Annotated in this window: 14 protein-coding genes and 1 tRNA gene; 8 read left to right on the forward strand and 7 right to left on the reverse strand. The window is 64.5% G+C overall.

Annotated features, from left to right (window positions below):
• Positions 1 to 23 precede the first annotated feature (23 nt).
• Complete coding sequence (gene trxA, locus IEC33019_RS24110; protein WP_070093927.1) at positions 24 to 896, forward strand: thioredoxin; 873 nt, start codon at positions 24 to 26, stop codon at positions 894 to 896.
• 146 nt (positions 897 to 1042) lie between these two features.
• Here trxA and IEC33019_RS24115 read toward each other — a convergent pair whose 3' ends face one another.
• A complete protein-coding gene (locus tag IEC33019_RS24115; RefSeq protein WP_070093926.1) occupies positions 1043 to 1387 on the reverse strand; it encodes a hypothetical protein in 345 nt (114 codons plus the stop codon).
• Positions 1388 to 1519: 132 nt separating this feature from the next.
• Between IEC33019_RS24115 and IEC33019_RS24120 the strand changes: the two genes are divergently transcribed.
• The 5 genes from IEC33019_RS24120 (at position 1520) to IEC33019_RS24140 (ending at position 5380) form a co-directional block, all read left to right on the forward strand.
• Positions 1520 to 2089: a DUF2796 domain-containing protein gene (locus tag IEC33019_RS24120; protein ID WP_070093925.1), complete on the forward strand. Its 570-nt coding sequence runs from the start codon at positions 1520 to 1522 to the stop codon at positions 2087 to 2089.
• Positions 2090 to 2800, forward strand: a complete 711-nt coding sequence (locus IEC33019_RS24125) for an ABC transporter ATP-binding protein (RefSeq protein ID WP_099593965.1) — start codon at positions 2090 to 2092, stop codon at positions 2798 to 2800.
• Positions 2800 to 4065 carry an ABC transporter permease gene (locus tag IEC33019_RS24130; RefSeq protein ID WP_099593967.1) on the forward strand — a complete coding sequence of 422 codons (1266 nt, stop codon included), beginning with the start codon at positions 2800 to 2802 and terminating at the stop codon, positions 4063 to 4065. The genes IEC33019_RS24125 and IEC33019_RS24130 overlap by 1 nt, the downstream gene beginning before the upstream one ends.
• A gap of 9 nt (positions 4066 to 4074) precedes the next feature.
• Positions 4075 to 4587 (forward strand): DUF3299 domain-containing protein, encoded by a 513-nt coding sequence (locus IEC33019_RS24135; RefSeq protein ID WP_070093922.1) that lies wholly within the window; start codon positions 4075 to 4077, stop codon positions 4585 to 4587.
• 109 nt (positions 4588 to 4696) lie between these two features.
• Positions 4697 to 5380: an OmpW/AlkL family protein gene (locus IEC33019_RS24140; protein WP_070093921.1), complete on the forward strand. Its 684-nt coding sequence runs from the start codon at positions 4697 to 4699 to the stop codon at positions 5378 to 5380.
• A gap of 141 nt (positions 5381 to 5521) precedes the next feature.
• Here the strand turns inward: IEC33019_RS24140 and IEC33019_RS24145 are convergent, their stop codons facing one another.
• The 3 genes from IEC33019_RS24145 to IEC33019_RS24155 all read right to left on the reverse strand — a co-directional run bounded on the left by IEC33019_RS24145 (position 5522) and on the right by IEC33019_RS24155 (position 8301).
• The gene (locus IEC33019_RS24145; protein ID WP_070093920.1) at positions 5522 to 6454 is read right to left on the reverse strand and encodes an NAD-dependent epimerase/dehydratase family protein; all 933 of its coding nucleotides are present in this window, start codon (positions 6452 to 6454) and stop codon (positions 5522 to 5524) included.
• A complete protein-coding gene (locus IEC33019_RS24150; RefSeq protein WP_070093919.1) occupies positions 6447 to 7331 on the reverse strand; it encodes a sugar nucleotide-binding protein in 885 nt (294 codons plus the stop codon). Before IEC33019_RS24150 ends, IEC33019_RS24145 begins: the two co-directional genes overlap by 8 nt.
• Positions 7332 to 7488: 157 nt before the next feature.
• Positions 7489 to 8301, reverse strand: a complete 813-nt coding sequence (locus tag IEC33019_RS24155) for a helix-turn-helix domain-containing protein (RefSeq protein WP_070093918.1) — start codon at positions 8299 to 8301, stop codon at positions 7489 to 7491.
• A gap of 179 nt (positions 8302 to 8480) precedes the next feature.
• On the opposite strand from IEC33019_RS24155, the gene IEC33019_RS24160 reads away from it, so the two are divergent.
• Together IEC33019_RS24160 and IEC33019_RS24165 are read left to right on the forward strand one after the other, a co-directional pair.
• Positions 8481 to 9923: an alanine/glycine:cation symporter family protein gene (locus IEC33019_RS24160; protein ID WP_070093917.1), complete on the forward strand. Its 1443-nt coding sequence runs from the start codon at positions 8481 to 8483 to the stop codon at positions 9921 to 9923.
• A 68-nt stretch (positions 9924 to 9991) separates the two neighbouring features.
• Positions 9992 to 10981, forward strand: coding sequence for an asparaginase (locus IEC33019_RS24165; protein ID WP_070093916.1), 990 nt, complete (start codon positions 9992 to 9994; stop codon positions 10979 to 10981).
• Positions 10982 to 11109: 128 nt separating this feature from the next.
• Here IEC33019_RS24165 and IEC33019_RS24170 read toward each other — a convergent pair.
• The 3 genes from IEC33019_RS24170 to selA form a co-directional block, all read right to left on the reverse strand.
• Positions 11110 to 11205: transfer RNA gene (locus IEC33019_RS24170), tRNA-Sec, on the reverse strand.
• Between the two features lie 6 nt (positions 11206 to 11211).
• Positions 11212 to 13134 (reverse strand): selenocysteine-specific translation elongation factor, encoded by a 1923-nt coding sequence (gene selB / locus IEC33019_RS24175; RefSeq protein ID WP_070093915.1) that lies wholly within the window; start codon positions 13132 to 13134, stop codon positions 11212 to 11214.
• A complete protein-coding gene (gene selA, locus IEC33019_RS24180; RefSeq protein WP_099593968.1) occupies positions 13131 to 14558 on the reverse strand; it encodes an L-seryl-tRNA(Sec) selenium transferase in 1428 nt (475 codons plus the stop codon). Before selA ends, selB begins: the two co-directional genes overlap by 4 nt.
• Positions 14559 to 14587 lie beyond the last annotated feature (29 nt).

The following is a 14587-nucleotide window of genomic DNA, read 5'->3' on the forward strand; positions in this document are numbered from 1 at the left end:
TTCAAGGATTTGCGAGAGTCGCGATGAACCAAGACACGCCGTACATTTTCGATGCCAGCGATGCCACTTTCCAGCAACTGGTCATCGAGAATTCCTTCCACAAGCCTGTGCTGGTGGATTTCTGGGCCGAATGGTGCGCACCCTGCAAGGCGCTGATGCCATTGCTGGCCAAGATCGCCGAGGGTTACCAGGGCGAGTTGCTGCTGGCCAAGGTCAACTGCGACGTGGAGCAGCAGATCGTCGCCCAGTTCGGTATCCGCAGCCTGCCGACCGTAGTGCTGTTCAAGGACGGCCAGCCGGTCGACGGCTTTGCCGGCGCCCAGCCTGAGTCGGCCATCCGTGCGATGCTCGAACCCCATGTGCAGATGCCTGCTGCTCCGACCGCCTCGCCGCTGGAACAGGCCAAGGCGCTGTTCGCAGAGAGCCGCTTCAGCGAAGCCGAAGCGCTGTTGCAGACGCTGTTGAGCGAAGACAACAGCAATGTCGAGGGGCTGATCCTCTACGCCCGCTGCCTGGCAGAACGGGGCGAGCTGGGCGAAGCCCAGGTGGTGCTGGATGCGGTCAAGACCGACGAACACAAGGCCGCACTGGCCGGCGCCAAGGCCCAATTGACCTTCCTGCGCCAGGCCGCCAGCCTGCCGGAGGTCGCCGAGCTCAAGAGCCGCCTGGCGCAAAACCCACAAGATGACGAAGCGACCTACCAGTTGTGCATCCAGCAGTTGGCGCGCCAGCAGTACGAGCCAGCGCTAGACGGCCTGCTCAAGCTGTTCCAGCGCAACCGTGGCTACGCCGACGGTTTGCCGCAGAAGGCGCTGCTGCAGGTATTCGAACTGCTGGGCAATGACCATCCGCTGGTGAGCGTTTACCGGCGCAAGCTGTCTGCGGCGATGTTCTGATCGGTTTTGGTGACCTCACGCCGAGTCACCGGCAAGCACGACAACGTCGGTGCCATGCACCGCGGTGTCTGCTCCGCGGGTACTGAACGGCGGGGTGCCTGTAGGAACTGACGACGCCTGCGATGGGGCCGCACAGCGGCCCTCACTCATCCCACCCAGTGATACACCGGCGCGTCCGGCCCGCTTTCCACCTTCACCTCACGGCTGTGGCGCAAACGCACCAGCAGCCGCTTGCCCGCCGCCGTACTGCCGGCGAGCCCTTCCAGACGGCCCAGCAACTCCGGTCCGCTGATCTGCCCGACCTGGCGCAGCAGTTCACAGGCAGCCAACCACTGCCCATCATCCTGGCGCGAGGTGGCGGCTGCGGGCGTCGCGGCCGCCTCGGCAACGGCCGGCACCTCCAACTGACGCCCCAACTGAGCCCACTCCGCAGGCTCCAGCTCAAGGGTCAGGTCCACCGGCCAGTCGCCGATCCGTCCACGAATTCTCACACTGCCTTCCTTAAATCGAGGGTCGATGCGGTCATGCTCCCATGAACATGAAACCTGCGCCAGGCAGGCTGGCGGGGATGGAAAAACTTGTTATAACATTACGAAATCAATGTCCGACACCCGGAGTCATCCATGCGCCGCTCGCTCCTCGCCCTGCCTTTCGCCCTGCTCCCCTTGGTTGCGGCCCAGGCCCACGATGATCACGATCATGCCCATGGCAGCCTTGGCGCTCATGAACATGGCGTGGCCACGCTCAATGCGGTGCTCGAGGGCAACACCCTGGAGCTGGAACTGGACAGCCCGGCCATGAACTTGGTCGGTTTCGAACATGCGGCCACCAGCGATGCCGACAAGGCCAAGGTCGCCGCTGCACGCCAGCAACTGGAGCAACCGCTGAAACTGTTCGGGCTGACCGAGGCCGCCGGTTGCACGGATGACGCCCAAGCGCTCGACAGCCCGCTGTTTGGCGATACGCCGCACGCCCACGACGAGGGCGACAACGACGAGCACGGGCATGACCATGCCGACGTCAACGCTCACTATCAGTTCAACTGCGCAGCGCCTGGCAAGCTCGCCGAGATCGACCTTGCCCCGCTGTTCAAGGCCTTCCCGGCAACCCAAAAGATCAATGTGCAACTGATCGGCCCGAACGGTCAGAAAGGTGTATCGGCCTCCCCTGCCAACAGCAGGGTCGCGTTCTGAATGAGCCAGCCACTGATCGACCTGCAAGCGCTGCGCTTCGCCTGGCCCGGCCAGCCCCTGTTGCTGGACATCCCTGCGTTTCGCCTGGAGGCAGGCGAGGCGCTGTTCCTCAAGGGCCCCAGTGGCAGCGGCAAGACCACCTTGCTCGGCCTGCTGGGTGGGGTGAACCGCCCCGATCAAGGCCGCATCCAGCTTCTCGGCCAGGACCTTGCAACCCTGGGCCAGGGCGCACGTGATCGTTTTCGGGTCGACCACACAGGCTATATCTTTCAGCAGTTCAACCTGCTGCCGTTTCTCTCGGTACGGGAGAACGTCGAGTTGCCCTGCCGCTTTTCGCGCAGCCGCGCCGAACGGGCGATCCAGCGCCATGGCAGCATCGACCAGGCGGCCGCGACGCTGCTGGCACACCTGGGGTTGGATGACTCACGGCTACTTGCCCGTCGCGCCGACAGCCTGTCGATCGGCCAGCAGCAGCGGGTCGCCGCGGCCAGGTCGCTGATCGGCCAGCCCGAACTGGTGATCGCCGACGAACCCACCTCGGCGCTCGATGCCGACACTCGCGAGGCGTTCATCCGCCTGTTGTTCGACGAATGCCGCGCAGCGGGCTCAAGCCTGCTGTTCGTCAGCCATGACCAGAGCCTGGCACCGCTGTTCGACCGTCATCTGTCCCTGGCCGAACTCAATCGCGCGGCCCAGTCCCAGGAGGCCTGATGTATTTGCTCCGCCTTGCACTGACCAGCCTGGTCAACCGCCGCTTCACCGCGTTCCTGACAGCCTTCGCCATTGCCTTGTCGGTGTGCTTGTTGCTGGCCGTGGAGCGCGTGCGCACCGAGGCCCGCGCCAGCTTCGCCAGCACCATCAGCGGCACCGACCTGATCGTCGGCGCCCGCTCGGGGTCGGTGAACCTGCTGCTGTACTCGGTGTTTCGCATCGGCAATGCTACCAATAACATCCGCTGGGACAGTTTCGAACACTACGCCAAGGACCCACGGGTGAAGTGGGCGATCCCGATTTCACTCGGCGACTCCCATCGCGGCTATCGGGTGATGGGCACCACGGGCGCTTACTTCGACCATTATCAGTTCGGGCGCCAGCAACATCTGGCCCTGAACCAAGGCCGGCCTTTCGCAGATGACCCGTTTGAAGTGGTGCTGGGCGCCGAAGTGGCCCAAGCGCTGCACTACAAGCTCGGTGACAAGCTGGTGCTGGCCCACGGCGTGGCGGCCATCAGCCTGGTCAAGCACGACGACAAACCTTTTACCGTCGTCGGCATCCTCGAACGCACCGGTACACCGGTGGACCGCACCCTTCACATCAGCCTGGCCGGCATGGAGGCTATCCATGTCGATTGGCACAACGGCGTTCCAGCCCGTGGCGCCGGGCGCATCAGCGCCGAACAGGCGCGCGTCATGGACCTGCAACCAGCCGCCATCACAGCGTTCATGCTGGGTCTGAACAACAAGATCGCCACCTTCAGTCTGCAGCGGGAGATCAACGAATTCCGTAGCGAGCCGCTGCTGGCAATCCTCCCTGGGGTCGCACTGCAGGAGCTCTGGAGCCTGATGGGCACCGCCGAACAGGCGTTGTTCGTGGTATCGCTGTTCGTGGTGCTGACCGGTTTGATCGGCATGCTCACGGCGATCCTCACCAGCCTCAACGAACGTCGCCGGGAGATGGCCATCCTGCGTTCGGTGGGCGCGCGGCCCTGGCACATCGCCGGGCTGTTGGTGCTCGAAGCACTTGCCCTGGCGCTTGCCGGTATCGCCGCCGGGCTTGGCCTGCTTTACGCGGGCATAGCCCTGGCCCAGGGCTATGTGCAGGCCAACTATGGCCTCTACCTGCCACTGGCCTGGCCGAGCCCCCATGAATGGACACTGCTGGCGATCATCCTGGGCGCTGCGCTGCTGATGGGCAGCGTGCCGGCGTGGCGCGCCTATCGTCAGTCGCTGGCCGATGGCCTGTCGATCCACCTCTGAGAACCCATCATGCGTCACGCCCTCGCACTGCTGTTGCTGCTCATCCTGACACCCGCCTGGGCCGCCGAGCCTCGTACCCTGGACTGGCCCGCTCTGATCCCCCAGGGTGCGCCCGTGATCCCGCCACAGCAGACGCCGCTGCATGACCTGTCGCAGCTGGGCACCGCGCTGGCTGAGTCAGCACCCGCTGCACGCCAGCAAGCCCCACAGGCTCCGGTGGTCAAAGCGCTGGATGGCCAGTGGATCAGGCTGCCCGGCTACATCGTGCCGCTTGAGGTGAGCGAGGAAGGCCGCACCACCGAGTTCCTCCTGGTGCCCTACTACGGCGCCTGTATCCACGTACCACCGCCGCCGGCGAACCAGATCGTGCATATCGTCAGCGAGATGGGGGTGCGCATTGAAGATCTCTACCAACCCTACTGGATCGAAGGCCGGATGCAGGTAAAAGCCACCAGCAGCGAACTGGCCGATGCCGGTTACCAGATGGAAGCGGAAAAAATCTACGCCTATGAGCTGCAATGAACACTGTTTAGGCGTTGTGACACGGCTTCGTTGAGCTGAATCAACAGTTCGTTCCGGCCGGCTCCTTACCATTGGACTACTCGATTACTTACGTCCTTTGGGAGCTTCCATGAACAAGTCCTTGCTCGGCGCCTCACTCATTGCCCTGGCACTCGCCGCCCCTGTCGCCCAGGCCCACCAGGCCGGTGACATCATCCTGCGGGCCGGCGCCATCACCGTAGCGCCGAACGAAGACAGCAGCGATCTCAAGCTTGATGGCACCAAGGTGTCGGGCACCAAGGCGACCCTGGACAGCGACACCCAGCTGGGCCTGACCTTCGCCTACATGCTCACCGACCACATCGGCCTTGAGCTGCTGGCCGCCACGCCGTTCAACCACACCGTGGCCGTCAAAGGCCTTGGCCCTGGGCTGGACGGCAAGCTGGCCGACATCAAGCAACTGCCGCCGACCTTGTCGCTGCAGTACTACCCGATGGAGCCTTCCTCGAAGTTCCAGCCTTACGCGGGCGTGGGCATCAACTACACCACCTTCTTCGACGAAGACCTCAGCAGCTCCCGCAAGAAGCAAGGCTTCAGCAACCTGAAGCTGCAAGACTCGGTGGGCCTGGCCGCCCAGCTGGGCATGGACTACATGCTCACCGACAACCTGCTGGTCAACGCCTCGGTCTGGTACATCGACATCGACACCAAGGCCACCGTGGACGGCCCAAGCGCCCTGAGCGTGGGCAAGACCAAGGTCGACGTGGACGTGGACCCATGGGTCTACATGGTGGGCCTGGGCTACAAGTTCTGATCCCCACCCGGCAGGGCGGCTCTGGCTGCCATGTCACGTCTGACCAGACGATGTGATCTTCGCGGGTAAACCCGCTCCTACAGGCCTAGCTGTGGGAGTGGGTTTACGCGTGAATAGACGCGCAAAACCGATGAGAAAGCGTCAGGCTTTACCCAGCAGGCGGGCCAACCCATCGACCATCGAGGTCGGCTGCGGGAAATCGAAACGCGCCAGCAAGCGGGTGTTGTCCGCCCGCGAATGACGGATGTCGCCCGAGCGCGCCGGGCCGTGGTTGATGGCAGGCAGGCTGCCGATCACCTTCTCCAGTGCCGCCAGCAACTGATTCAGCGAGGTCGCCTGGTTCAGGCCGATGTTCACCGCCCCTTCCTCGACCTGCTCATGCTCCAGCGCCTGGACCATCACCTGAACCAGGTCGCCCACATACAGAAAATCTCGCGTTTGCTCGCCATCGCCAAATACCGTGATCGGCAGGCCTTGGGTGGCGCGTTCGCAGAAGATGCTGATCACGCCGGAATACGGCGAGGAAGGATCCTGGCGCGGCCCGAAGATGTTGAAGAAGCGAAACACCACCGGCTCCAGATCGTGCTGGCGACGATAGAAGTCCAGGTACTGCTCGCTGGCCAGCTTGTCCACCGCATAGGGGGTCAAGGGCGCCTTAGGCGTGTCCTCGGCGATCGACTGACCTTCGCCGTTGTTGCCATAGACTGCTGCGCTGGAAGCGAACAACACGCGCCGCACGCCTTCCTGGCGCATGGCTTCGCAGACATTCAGGGTACCGATGAAATTGCTCTGGTGGGTACGCACCGGGTCTTCGACCGACGCCTGCACCGACGCGACCGCGGCCAGATGCACCACGGCACGACAGCCTGCCGTGGCACGACGTACCAGCTCGGCATCGGCCACATCGCCTTCGATCAGTTCCAAGCCGGGATGGTCCAGGCGCAGGTTGGCGCGCTTGCCGGTGGAGAGGTCATCGAGCACCCGTACCGCATAGCCTTTGTCCAGCAACGCATCGCACAGGTGGGAGCCAATGAAGCCGGCACCGCCGGTGATCAGGATGGGGGCGTCAGCCATGTCGGTAGAACCGGTCCAGTAGGGGCGGCAAGCCTGCGCGCCAGGCGCGCGGCTTGATGCCGAAGGTGTGAAGAATCTTTTTGCAGGCCAGCACCGCGTTCTGTGGCTCCTCGCTGGCGTCGGGACGCGCGGCATGGGCCTGGGGCGTAGGCGCCTGCACGGCCAGCTTGTGCCATTGCGCCGCCTCGCCGAGGATCGCCTGGCCCAGCGCCAGCGGCGTGGTCGCCTCATTGCCGGCGTAGTGGTAGGTGCCCCACAGCGGCGCGTCACAATCGAGCTGCTTGAGCACCGAGAGGATCACCCGCGCGGCGTCGTCGACCGGCGTCGGGTTGCCGCGACGGTCATCGGCCAGCAGCAGTTCCTGGGGTTGTTCGGCGCGGGTGAGGAAGCGCCCGAGCACGCCGTCGATGCTTTCGTCGAGCACCCAGCCAAAACGCAGCAGCACATGCTGTGGGCAGGTCGCCCGCACGCTCTGCTCGATGCGCCAGAGCGCCTGGCCACGCTGCCCCAGTGGCACCGGCTCGTCCTTTTCACTGTAGGCCGTGGCCCGCGAGCCATCGAACACCCGGTAGCTCGAGGGCTGCACGAGAATGATCTGGTGGTGCTGGCACAGCTCGGCCAAGCGCTCCACGGCCCGCTCCTGCAACGCCAGACGTTGCTCGCTGACCGACTCGGCCTGGAACCAGTCGAAATAGTAAGCCAGGTTGACCACGACATCGGGGCGATGATCGTCAAGCAGTTGCGTAAGACTGGCCGGCCCCCAGCCGTTCTCCGGCGGGCGCGGCGCCAGGAATCCGATGTCCTCCTCGGCCCCGAGACGAATCAGCGCTTGCCCGAGGGCATTGCCACCACCCAACAGCATCAGGCGCATACGCATAGAGTCAGCAGATCCGAACAGGTTGATAGAAGGAAGCGGACATTTTGCGGGTTCCTCTCGGGGAAGTCCAACCACAGCACATGCCTGGGTGCGACAGGATATTCGGCTCAGATGACGTATTGCCGAGCAGCGCGGTGTGGGTATCGCGGGACAGGGCTCACTCGATTTCGAATAAACCGTTGCTGATCGGCCCTGCCTTCAGACGCTCGCGCACGTCGTCATCGATGCGTGGGTCGTCCGGGCGGTACAGCTTGACCTGGCGGTAGGCATTGATGCGGTTGATCTCCTCGCCCAAGTACTCCCAGACCACGCGGGTGCAGGCCGGATTGCGCCGGTCCCCACTGGAGACTCCGGTCTTCAAGCCGTTCAGACGGGTGATACGGCTCTTGAAGCTGGGGATGAGCACGGTCTGGCTCATCTCGTTGAGCGTCAGCGACTCGTAGTCGATCAGAAAGACCCGGTCCTGCAGTTGGAAAGCCGCACCCAGGTAGCGGCAGCGCACCTCCGCGTGCAAGTCGGTGGCCGTGGAGCGCTCCTGTCGCTCCTGGCGCTCGAACAGAAAGCTGCCGCGCTCCTCCCAGAGGTGCACCAGCGACACCAGGATCGAGCCCGGGACCGACATGCAGTTGGAGTATTCGAAGTAGTAGCCGCAATAGCGCGACAGATTGCCCGCATGGGCATGCAGCGGTTTGAACAGCTCGCTAATGGGGTCGTTCTGCGGTCCAGACTCGGCGGACAGATTGCGCGCCCCGATCAGGCGGGCGAACTGCTCGGGCGGCAGGCCCAGCTCGTATTCCTCGACGCCGAAGAAATCACCGATGCGCTTGAGGTTGTAAGCCGTCGGACGGCTTTGGCCACTGAGGTACTTGTTGAACTGCGCGCGATTGATCGAGAGCTGCCGGCAAACCTCGGAAATAGAGCGGTAATGGCTGCAGGCCAATTTCAGATTGATAGCGAAATGATCGCCCATGAGCAGGGTCCAGGTGATGCGAGTGGTGCAAGTTTAGCATCAAGTCGCATCAACTGAGAGCAACACGCGAAATTGTAACCGTTGTTGTCATGGCCAACCATGCGCCCCCACTGAATAGCGGTGCGCCTGCCGCCCGCTGGTCTTTCCACGCGAAGAATAAGAATCGAGGTCATTTTTCAATGCTCGAAGCACTCAACGATTTCCTTTCCGGGAAACTCCTCATCGTGCTGATCGTCGGACTCGGCGGTTACTTCACCATCCGCTCTCGGTTCGTCCAGTTCCGTCATTTCGGTCACATGTTCGCGGTTTTCAAGGAATCCCTGCGCGGCCAGGCAGGCCAACTGAGCTCGTTCCAGGCCCTGATGCTGAGCCTTGCCGGCCGCGTCGGCGCCGGTAACATCGCGGGCGTCGGCATCGCAGTGACCCTCGGCGGCCCAGGCGCCGTGTTCTGGATGTGGGTCACCGCGCTGGTAGGCATGGCCAGCAGCTTCTTCGAATGCACCCTGGCCCAGGTCTACAAGCGCGCCGACGGCGACGGCCTGTACCGCGGCGGCCCGGCGTACTACATCCAGCACGGCCTGAAGCTGAAAAGCATGGCGATCGTGTTCTCGATCCTGCTGCTGGTCACCTACGGCTTCGCCTTCATTGGCCTGCAGTCGTACACCGTGACCCACTCGCTGCAGAACGCCTTTGCCTTCGATCCAAAACACACCGGTATCGTCCTGGCAGTGCTGCTGGCCATCACCTTCATCGGTGGCATCAAGCGCATCGCCGCAGTATCGGACCTGCTGGTACCGGTCAAGACCCTGGCCTACATCGGCGTGACCCTGTACGTGATCGGCACCCAGATCGAGCACGTGCCAGCCATGCTGGAAACCATCTTCAAGAGCGCCTTCGGCCTCGACCCTGCGTTCGGCGGTCTGCTCGGCAGCGCCATCGTCATGGGCGTGAAGCGTGGCGTGTTCGCCAACGAAGCGGGTCTGGGCAGTGCGCCGAACGTCGCTGCCGTAGCCGCAGTGAAACACCCGGGCGCCCAGGGCGTGGTCCAGGCCTTCAGCGTGTTCCTCGACACCTTTGTGATCTGCACCTGCACCGCGCTGCTGATCCTGCTGTCGGGCTTCTACACCCCGGGCTTCGAAGGTGACGGCATCGTCCTGACCCAGAACTCGCTGGCCGCCGTGGTCGGTGACTGGGGCCGTCTGTTCGTCAGCGTCGCCCTGTCGCTGTTCGTCTTCACCTGCATCCTCTACAACTACTACCTGGGTGAGAACAGCCTGCAGTTCCTCAGCCGCAACCGTGCCGTGCTGATGATCTTCCGTGGTCTGGTACTGGCGCTGGTGATCTGGGGTTCGATGCAGGACCTGTCGACCGTGTTCGCCTTTGCCGACATCACCATGACCTGCCTGGCATTCGTCAACCTGATCGCCTTGGCCCTGCTGTTCAAGGTCGGCCTGCGCGTAATGCGCGACTACGACGACCAGCGCCGCGCTGGCATCGATCAGCCGGTATTCGACTCCAGCAAGTTCGCCGACCTGGACTTGGATCGCAATGCCTGGCCAGTCAATCCAAAGGCTGAAACCGCCGCTGACAAAGCTGCCGCCCAACCCCAGCCACAGCGCTGATATCCTCTGCTGCTCGCCGCCCCCTCCGGGGCGGCTCCCTTCTCCGCTCATCGCTACGGAAGTTTTCCATGCGTGCAGTCAAGAATCTTCTCGTCCTCTATACCGGTGGCACCATCGGCATGCTGCAGACCCCGGAAGGTCTGGCTCCGGCCAGCGGCTTCGAGGCGCGGATGCGCGAACACCTGGCGCTGCTGACCGATGCGCCGCGTCTTCAATGGTCGCTGCGCGAGCTCGACCCACTGATCGACAGCGCCAACATGCAGCAAGCCAACTGGCTGGCCATGCGCGAGGCCATCGTCGACGCAGTGGAGCACGGCGACCATGACGGTGTGCTGGTGCTGCATGGCACCGACACCTTGGCCTACAGTGCAGCGGCCTTGTCGTTCCTGCTGCTGGGCTTGCCGGTACCGGTGCTGCTGACCGGCTCCATGCTGCCAGCCGGGGCCCCGGACAGCGACGCCTGGGACAACCTGCTCGGGGCCTTGCGCCTGTTCGAAAACGGCCTGGCGGAGGGTGTGCAGCTGTACTTCCATGGCCAGCTGTTGCATGGCTGCCGGGCATCGAAACTGCGCAGCGAGGCCTTCGATGCCTTCGTGGCGCTGCCCCGCCATCGTGAGGGCGAGCGCGCCACGGCCATCCCGCCAACGCTGGACTATCGCCAACGCCGCCAGCCGGTGCCCCTTGCGGTGCTGCCGGTGGTACCGGGTCTGCAGGCCAGCTTCGTGCAGGCGATGCTCGCCACCGGCGTGCAAGGTCTGGTGCTGGAATGCTACGGCAGCGGCACCGGCCCCTCGGATGACCAGGCGCTGCTGGACGCATTGCATGAAGCCCGCCAGGGTGGGGTGATGATCGTTGCGATCAGCCAGTGTCCGGAGGGTTCAGTGGTGTTCGACACCTACGCCGCCGGCAGCCGCCTGCGCGATACCGGGCTGGTCAGTGGCGGCGGGATGACCCGCGAAGCGGCGCTGGGCAAGCTGTTCGCACTGCTGGGTGCAGGGCTGGATGTACAGACGGCAGAGCATTGGTTTGCCCTGGACCTGTGCGGTGAGCGGGCCTGAAGGTTGTCCCACACCACTGCACCTGTAGGAGCAGGTTTACCCGCGAATAGGCCGGTGCAATCAACGCAAGACGGTGGTTCCCACACGGGTCTACGCGCCCAGTTGGACTCAGTTGCTTTGAGGAGAAATGGCGGAAGGCAGCGGGAGTCGAACCTGCCCGGGAACGGATGCCGTCCCCAACCGGGTTTGAAGCCCGGCCGCGCCACCGGGCGCGATTGCCTTCCTTGTAGTCAGTGCCTTGGCTGCTGCTCGGCCAGTGCACTGTCGGCTCGGATGTAACGCTGGTCGGCCACCCTCCGGGTCAGGCCGATTCGGTCGAAGTATTCGAGAATCTGAACGCTGCGTTTGCGACCGATGCCCAACATATCGCGAAACGCCGCCACCTGCACTATCGGTGTACTGGCCGAAAGCTGCAACAGCATGTCTGCCATGCGCCGGACAGTCGCCTCCGGATAGAACAGATCGCGCACCACCTGATGCACAAGCCCCAGCCGAGCCAACTTGCGCAGCAGCAGGCGCACGTCGGCTTCATCACGCCCTTGCGCTGCAGCCAATATCCGCACCCAGGGTGGATCGTACTCGCCCCTCGCCAGTTCAGGCTCCAGCAGCGCCCACAAGGCAGCGTCGGCGTCGCTCAACTGCACCTTGTGCGCCGGCAAATGCAGCCAGGGGCCGCTACTGACGACATCGCCGGCTTCGAGCAACGCCTCCAGAAGACTGACGAACGCCGGACGCTCCATGGGCAAGGCCATGAACCTGCGCAGGCGGTCGCGGTCCGGCCCCAGCTGGTCTGGCTCCTGCTCATGGAATTGCGCCAACTGCGCCGTGACCTGCTCCTTCAGCGCCTGCCAGCGATGCTTGGCGAACAGCAGTTGCCCTTGTCGCGTCGCGATCACCTGCACAGCCTCAGGTAACGTCCAGGTGTCGCGCAGCCGATTGAACTGGCGCTCGAGGCGTTGCGGATCCAGTCCGCCAGGCGCGGCATCGAGCAGGGCCGGCAAGGCCTGCTCCAGGGTCTTGGCCTCGCTGAGGGCCTGCAACTGTCGCAGACGCGTTTCACTTCGCCGTTGCCGGCTCGGAGCAAAGGGGTCGACTACACGGCCACCGCCCAAGGTGCGTTGGGCACGTTGATCCCTGAGCACCAGCCGATCGCCATGCACTGCCTGCAAGGGGGCGTTGAGCAGCAGTTGGGCGAACATCCGCTGCCCCGCCTGCAACGTCTCGCCCTCGAGCAGCGCCACGCGCGCCGTGACGTCCTGGGTGCCCAGGTGCACGTGCACGGCGCTGAAATGCTCGAAGGTTCGCGTCTCGCCAGGCAATAACGTGAGCTCGATATCCACACGTGTGCTGGGCGCATGCAGCCAGTCAGGCACCAGCCAGTCGCCCCGGTGGATCTGCTCAAGCGCCAGGCGCTCGCCGTGCAGGTTCAGCGCCACTCGCTGCCCTGCCTGGGCCACCAGCGCAGCCTGGTTCTGTGCATGCAGCCCCCGCACCCGTACCGGCTTGCCCGCCTTGCCCAGCAGCAAGGTGTCACCGGCGCTGACCTGTCCGGCCAAGGCGGTGCCGGTGACCACAATACCGGCTCCTGCCACGGCAAACGCCCGGTCCACGGCCAGACGGAAACCACCGCGTGCGCTGCGTTGACCTACCGTGTCTTCAGCGGTCAGCAGCGCCTGGCGCAACGCTGCGACGCCCTCCCCGGTGACACTGGACAGCGGAAACTGCTGCGCCCGCGCGTAAGGCCCCGACGCCAGCAGTGCCGAAACCTGCGCCTGGACCTGCGTAACCCTCTGCGGCTCGACCCGGTCGCACTTGCTGATCGCCACCACCGCCTGGGGGATACCCAGCAGCTCGATGATCGCCAAGTGCTCGCGGGTCTGTGGCATGACGCCGTCATCCGCGGCCACTACCAGCAAGACCAGGTCGATGCCATGGGCGCCGGCCAACATGTTGTGAATGAAGCGCTCGTGCCCGGGCACGTCGATGAAGCCGGTCAACGGCGCACCCTCGGCCAGCGCGGCATAGCGGTAGCCGAGATCGATGGTCATGCCCCGGGCGCGTTCCTCCTGGCGATGATCGCCAGCCTGACCGGTCAGGGCCTGGAGCAGTGCGGTCTTGCCATGGTCGATATGGCCGGCGGTGCCGACGATCACTGGACCGGCCCCAGGCGCAGTGCTGGCAGTTGCGCCAGCCAATGGGCCTCATCGTCGAGCTGGCGCAGGTCGAGCCACAAGGCGTCGTCATCGATGCGCCCGAGCACCGGCACCGGCAGGTCGCGCAAGGCGCGCTCCAGCACGTGCAAGCTGCGTCCGCGCAGCTTCTTCGACACTTGCGGGCGCAGGCACAGGGCGGCGCTGGGCAGGCGCGCCACAGGTTGGCTGCCACTGCCGATCATGCCCAAGACCGGCTCGACGCTCACGACCCATTGCGCCCCCAGAGAGGCCGCGAGCGCCGGGGCCAGGCGCTCGGCCTGGGCCGCTATCTCATCCTGAGGGCGGGTCAACAGGCGCAGACTGGGCAAGCGTTCGGCGAGCCGATCCGGATTGCGGTAAAGCGCCAGCACGGCTTCCAGCGCGGCCAAGGTGATCTTGTCGACCCGCAGGGCACGCTTGAGGGGGTTCTTCTTGATCTTGGCGATCAGTTCCTTGCGCCCGACGATGATGCCGGCCTGGGGGCCGCCGAGCAGCTTGTCGCCACTGAAGGTGACGATGTCGGCACCGTCAGCCAGGGCCTGACGCACCGTGGGTTCGGCCGGCAGCCCCCAACGGGTGAGGTCGAGCAGGCTGCCGCTGCCCAGGTCCTCTAGCAGAGGCAAGCCATGGGCGTGGGCGATGGCTGCCAGCTCGGCAGTGGGTACCTGGGTGGTGAAACCCTGAATGCTGTAGTTGCTGCAATGCACGCGCATCAGTAAGCCGGTACGCGGGTTGATCGCGCCTTCGTAGTCGCGGGCGTGGGTGCGATTGGTGGTGCCGACCTCATGCAGGCGGACTCCGGCGCGGGACATGATGTCGGGAATACGGAACGCGCCACCGATCTCGATCAACTCGCCTCGGGAGATGACACCCTCCTTGCGCGCGCCCAAGCTGTTGAGCGCCAGCAGCACGGCAGCGGCATTGTTGTTGACCACCGTGACCGCCTCGGCCCCGGTGAGCTCGCGGATCAGGCCTTCGATCAGGTCGTCGCGGTCACCGCGCTTGCCGGTGGCCAGGTCGAACTCCAGGTTCAGCGGATGGCGGGCGGCGACCTGCATGGCCTCCACCGCCTCCTCGGGCAACAGCGCACGGCCCAGGTTGGTGTGCAGCACCGTGCCGGTGAGGTTGAATACACGACGTACCTGGCTGCGCTGCTGGATGGCCAGGCGTTCGCCAGCGCGGCCATTGAGGACGTCCGGTGCCAGCTCGACCACGCTCATCTGGCCAAGGCGAGCAGGCTCACGCAGGTCATCGAGCAATTGGCGCAGAGTAGCCAGCACGGCGTCACGACCATGGCGCTCGATCAACGGCTCGCAGGTCGGGTGGCGTAACAAGGTGTCGATGGAGGGCAGGCGTGGGGTGTCGCTGGCGGGGCTCGAAGACATGCGGTACTACCTTCAACTGATCCGTTGTC

The sequence above is a fragment of the Pseudomonas putida genome, assembly GCF_002741075.1.
Lineage (GTDB): Bacteria > Pseudomonadota > Gammaproteobacteria > Pseudomonadales > Pseudomonadaceae > Aquipseudomonas > Aquipseudomonas putida_T.